This window comes from Bacillus cereus group sp. BceL062 (assembly GCF_051780025.1).
Lineage (GTDB): Bacteria > Bacillota > Bacilli > Bacillales > Bacillaceae_G > Bacillus_A > Bacillus_A toyonensis.
Genome location: NZ_JBPWGY010000033.1, coordinates 1 through 6,384 on the forward strand (window position 1 = coordinate 1; position 6,384 = coordinate 6,384).

Here is a 6,384-nt window from a genome sequence, read left to right on the forward strand (position 1 = left end):
ATTTTATTAAAACTGTATACACAGTGTATAATTTCGTAAAAAAAGGTGAAACTAGGTATCATCTTCTGTTATTGCCCTCCTTCTCTAATATCACTTTATTTTATAAGTTAAGCGTAAGCAGGCTCAATTGAATAATTTCGTTTAAATTTTATTAAAACTGTATACACAGTGTATAATTTCGTAAAAAAAGGTGAAACTAGGTATCATCTTCTGTTATTGCCCTCCTTCTCTAATATCACTTTATTTTATAAGTTAAACGTAAGCAGGCTCAATTGAATAATTTCGTTTAAATTTTATTAAAACTGTATACACAGTGTATAATTTCGTAAAAAAAGGTGAAACTAGGTATCATCTCCTGTTATTGCCTTCCTTCTCTAATATCACTTTATTTTATAAGTTAAACGTAAGCAGGCTCAATTGAATAATTTCGTTTAAATTTTATTAAAACTGCATACACAATGTATAATTTCGTAAAAAAAGGTGAAACTAGGTATCATCTCCTGTTATTGCCCTCCTTCTCTAATATCACTTTATTTTATAAGTTAAACGTAAGCAGGCTCAATTGAATAATTTCGTGAAATTAAGGTTACACTAAATATAGCCTGAAAAATCCGTTGAAACGCCCCTTTTTCCCTCTTTTTTAAAGCTTATTAAAGATATCTCAAAAATCCAAATCATAGTGGTATCTACTGACTTTTTTATTCTGTAGTTAGGTAGGATGCAGACATAAATATGGTGGATAGTGACTTACATGCCTATGAGTCATTACATACGACAATTTGGATTTTTGTTTATCTCTTAATTTTAGGGATGAAAAAACCTTATCAGAAAGGCTGAGGATAGATTGTAGTGTAGATGAAAAATTTCGGCACAAGAGTATCTAATTTATTACACGTTATTATCGTCAATAAATAATTCTATTTAATGTGAAACAATAATCTTTTCATTTTAAATCCTCAATAAAATGAAATTTTGATTTTATTTGAAATAATAGTTATCAAATATAATATTTTGGTAAGGAGGGATTATTCTATGACTGTAACGGATACTTTAGGGTGGGATACTGTGTTTGCGCTTCCGATTTCCAAAGTAAATGAAGTAATTGTTTCACCTAAAACTTTTGAAAGTAGCTTTAAGGATTGTAAAAGTAAACATATAGAGGGGGAGTTTGGGAAATGGCAGATAGTGAAAGGGGGAGATAGCTCAAGTGTGTATTTGGATATCCCTATTAATAGTGTAAAGGGATACGAAGAATATTTAAGTAACTTTTCCGGAGAAAAATTTTCATTGAAAGTAGCCGTGGAGCTGGATTTCATTTCCCAAAAAGTGGGGGATGGTTCAAGTAAACTCTCTTTAATGGTGAAAACAAAAGCTGAAGAAAATAGCAACCCAATTGTTTTTTTAGTTAATGTAAATACTAACGAACATACAGTTATAAAGTGTGAATCAGGAGATTTTGATACACCAAATGCTTTGGATATTATTGCTGGATTTATAATTGAATGGTTAATAGAAAATATAAACAAGTTTAATCATATATTTGCAACTGTAAATTTAAACGAGAAAATTAATCAGGATGAAGCTTGGGCTTGGTGTAAGCCTACAGACGTAAAATATGCATATACAGATAGTGAGATTAATGACGGGCTTTTAGGTATATTATGTATGACTGGTGGACGAAAAACCTCGATACAGCAGGACCCTCGAATTGACCCCAATATTATTCCACAGGGAAGTACTTCTGGTTTTATAATTTCACAGGAAAGAATCTTAAACGACCTAGTTTTGCCTTTATTGCCTAAAGATTTTACTGGATCTACTATAGAAGATTATGAAGTAATAAATAAACGTGACCCATCTACAGGTAAATATCAGTACACTTTGGAATTGAAAGAAGGAAAAAGTATTAAATTAAAACCAATACAGCATTTGTTAAAAGACTATATTCCTTATATGAAAAATTTATGCATTACTATAGAAGACAATCAACTTATTTTTGAAACCTACACTGAAACAAATGTAGAAATGGGGATGACGGCTTGGTGTCGGACAAAACATCAATATAATATTAAACTAGGAAAAAATCAGTATGGTAAGCAGAATTTGGATTTCGAAGAGATAGGTAAGGGGACTGTACTTCATGGAGTGACTGAAACCAGTGATACTAAAAATAGAGAAACAATTTTAATAGTTGTAGGGATAGTAGCTGAATTGGTGTTAACAATTTTTACAGGAGGGTTTGCAGCTGTAATAGCAGGAATTATTATACTAATATTAACAGGTGTTGCAGCTAATGAAGGGAAGGATTTGATTTCGATTGAACATCAAGACACATCACCTAGTATCGATTTGGCGTTCTTTAATATTACAAATCCGATTAAATGGAGTGACGCAGATATATATACTTTAAATACTGTTGCTTTAGCAGGCCCGTTACAGTTGGGTGGGATTCCACATTTTTGACTACACTAATCAATTGGGAGGAATAAATGGTGGATACTAAAGGATGGGATTCGCTTTGTATTGTTTCTATTGCTGCAATTAATGAAAAATTGAATAAACAAATGAATAGCCGGCCTATTTTATTTAATTATACAAGTCCTGACTTCGAATTTAATGGGGAATTTAATGCGTGGAAAATTACACAGGGGGGATCAGGTAAATTTTTAAATATTGAAACACCTATAAAAAATGGAGTTTTTAAATTTTTAAAAAGTGATAAATCATTTGATTTAAAAGATATTTGTCCTGTGTTGCAAATACAGTTGACTTTTATGCAATTAGATCAACAAAATAACCATATGACTAATTTAGAATTTAATTTTAACAAAATAGATAGTGGAGTTAATGATATTTATGATGGCACAGTTACTACTATAGATGTTATTGAGCACAAAAATGAATGTAGTATGCCAAAAGGAATAATAACTCTATTAAAAAAGCATTTGCCGGAATTATTTATTAATAATAGCAAGCAGCTCTTATTTACTTTGGGGCAAATTGATCATGCTCTTCCATTCAAATTTCAAGAAGAAGATCGTTTAACACGATTAGAATATGTATATTTACCTGGAGAAACAAATACAATGGATTTTCTTGTTATATGTTCTTCATATAGTGTTGAGTTTAATCCAACTGTAGTTAATTTAGAAATAGATACGAGTACTATTGATACGAAAAATGATGTCTATTTTATCCTTTCTGAAGAAATGTTTTTACAGAATGTAATTATGCACCAACTTAATAAAAAATTTCCGAAATCTCAAAATTCCTCAGAGGGGAATTTTCAATACGTATTAGATGGAACAGATAATTCAGTAGGCAGAATTGTGATTCAAGATAATTTTATTTGTCAATTAAAAAACAAGGATCAAACATATAATACTACAATTAAAGATTTTTGCGTATATGTAGAAAATAATAAAATTATTACTAGTATTAAAGGAGAATCTGCTATTCCGGATTCGAAAAAGACATTAGATTTTACACTCAATTTTGATAGCACAATCGAATATGATCATAAATTAGATACACTTTTAATCAAGGTGGATAATAATTCAATAAAGAAAGAATACGATGTTAAAGATTCTGGTAGTCTTCTAGAAAAGGCGCTTGAACTGGTTGAAACGGTTATCAATCCTATAGGAGGATTACTCGAATACGAATTAACAAAAGTATTTATGGATATTAAAGGAAGCAATATTATGAATGCTGAACAAAGTGTACTTACTGAATCTTTCAATGAAACTGCGAATATTCCGTTTATTGTAAAAACAACTGGTGATACATTTCAAATAAATGATGTGGAATTAAAGCAAGCATTGTGTATAAAAGGTATACGTAAAGTAAGCGAGAAAATGATTCCTAAACTAGAGAAGGGAATCAAGTTGGAAACGAACAATAGTCAATCAAACAATACTATTGAGAATAAAAATGGCTGGGACACAGTTTCTTCTGTTTCCTTTTCACAAATAAATAGTGATATTAAAAAAACTAACAATACACCAAGTGATTTCAATTATGATGATATTGGCGCTCGCTCTAAAAAGAAATTGCGTACTATTCAAGGAGATTGGGATACATGGGAGATAACTACAGAGAGTGACGATGCAAATATTGTTTTTAAATGTCCTATTAAAAAGGGGAAATTTATTAATCACGAGGCCAATGCAGAATTTGATATTTCAAATGAATATTTAAGTGTAGAAGTTAGATTGGGATATTATGACGAATCTCATAATCCTATACCGGATAATTCGGTGAAAAAACAGAATAATCTTCAAATTAAAACGGAGACAGACAAAGAAAGCCCCTTAGCTACTATAAAAGGTATTTCGTTTTCGAAGGTTTTTGATAATTCTGACGACCCTTCTGGGAATATGGCTAGTTGCAAAGGTTTATTCAGAGAATATTTTAACAAAAAAGAAAATTTGTCGTTCCACCAAATATTCACATCAATAATTATTAATGAAAAAGCAAATACAGATCAATTCAAGTGGTTAACACCTACAGCATTAGGCTATTCAGTTAGTGTACCAAGGAATTCTACGAATTTGGATGAATGTAAATTTGCCGTGATGGCAATGACAGAAAATCGTTCTATACCAAAATATCCCACACCTAAGAAAGACATGTTAATCGATAAACCACAAGGCGGAGATGTTACATTTACAATATCCTCTAATTTATTTATGGAAAAATGGCTTAAAGTAGGGTTAGCTTTGATGCAAGTGGGAGGAAAAGGAGATTTTGAACTTTCTTCTGATGGGTTAAAATTTTCCAATAAAAAGAATCTAATATGGGCTAATTTCCAAGATGAAAATGGAAAAGATTGCACGGCTACAATTCAATCTGGAAATTTCAATTTGGGTATTGATACAGAGAGTGATTCCGTTTTTCTTGATTGTAAACAAATAACATGGTCTGTAATCGAGGGAATTACTCACTCCCTCGATTACAAGGAAAATTTTACAATAGGTACCACAGATAAGAATCAAATAACATTTTTTCCTAAGAAAAATAGCCTTGTAAGTTCTCTAAGTATTCAAGCGAGCAAAGATTACCAAACTAGAGTATTAATAAAGGAAACCATAGCAGATATCGGATTCTCAATACTAGGCGGTCTTGTAGGTGGAATGTTTGGAGAGGCAATTGGCGGAGTCGCCGAAGCAGCTTTTAAGAGTTTGGGTAAAGTAATTACCGGAGCAGTTGAGACTGCCATTAAAACAGGATCTGCGACCATTGAAAATGTTTTTAGTAAGGTGTCTACTGTTGTTTTGGATGATACAGTCGAAGCGGCTGGTCAGAGTAGTATTACTAGAAGAGCATTTTCATTATCTGAAGGTGGAAATGAACTTGGGGAAGGTGCTACTGTAGAAAATAATAAAGTTGTTGATAAAAAATTAAATAAAGATATATTGGAAATAAATAACATATCTTCGGGTACCGAGGGTGCAGATGGCGAAGGCGACAACCTCATAGATACACTTAAACCATCGAAGGCACAAAAAGAAAATGTCTTTTTGAAGTTGATAAAAACTAGGTGGAAAATGGCATTAGGTGTTTCATTAGGTGGTGCTTTAGGAGGGGGAATCGGAGAGGGTTTAGCTAAACTCGATCAATGGGTAGATTTTAAGAAAGAGGATCCTTTTCAAGATTTACCGACATTAGATACATTTCTAAATAAGTGTATGGAAAATGTTAAATGGCCACAGAGTAGTGAATTTCAATTTAAATCAATTGAATTAAAAGCTGCGGGAGGACTTAAGATTAATGGAGAATTAATCCCAAAAACAAAGAACTCTTAGGGAAAACTATGACAAGCCAAGGGTGAGATTTGATGAAAATATTTGATGCTTTTTCGAAAAAAAGACAAAGAAAATAAACCTTGAAGAGTTTTCAAAATGAAACATTTTTCCGGTGGATGGGGAGGAATGTTATAAGGTTTATTATTTTTAAGCGGCATTTATTGTAAGTTGGCGGTGGTACATTTTAAATTAATGATGTCGTAAAGTAAGTGAGAAAATGATTTCTAAAACAGAGGAGGGTATTAAGTTGAAAACGAAAAATAGTCAATCAAACAATACTGTTGAGAATGAAAGTGGGTGGGACACAGTTTCTTCGGTTTCTTTTTCACAAATGAATAGCGATATTAAAAAAACTAACAATACACCAAGTGATTTCAATTATGATGATATTGGCGCTCGCTCTAAAAAGAAATTGCGTACTATTCAAGGAGAGTGGGATACATGGGAGATAACTACAGAGAGTGACGATGCAAATATTGTTTTTAAATGTCCTATTAAAAAGGGGAAATTTATTGATCACCAAGCCAATGCAGAATTTGATATTTCAAATGAATATTTAAGTGTAGAAGTTAGATTG

Annotated in this window: 3 protein-coding genes; all 3 read left to right on the forward strand. The window is 31.8% G+C overall.

The genetic code is table 11. The annotated features are described in order from the left end of the window. Positions 1 to 1,032 precede the first annotated feature (1,032 nt). A complete protein-coding gene (locus ACS2MN_RS30725) occupies positions 1,033 to 2,463 on the forward strand; it encodes a TULIP family P47-like protein (RefSeq protein ID WP_438894953.1) in 1,431 nt (476 codons plus the stop codon). Between the two features lie 26 nt (positions 2,464 to 2,489). After that, complete coding sequence (locus ACS2MN_RS30730; protein WP_438894954.1) at positions 2,490 to 5,807, forward strand: TULIP family P47-like protein; 3,318 nt, start codon at positions 2,490 to 2,492, stop codon at positions 5,805 to 5,807. A 247-nt stretch (positions 5,808 to 6,054) separates the two neighbouring features. Beyond that, positions 6,055 to 6,384, forward strand: a 330-nt coding sequence (locus tag ACS2MN_RS30735; protein WP_438894955.1) for a TULIP family P47-like protein, incomplete at its 3' end; no start/stop codon positions are given.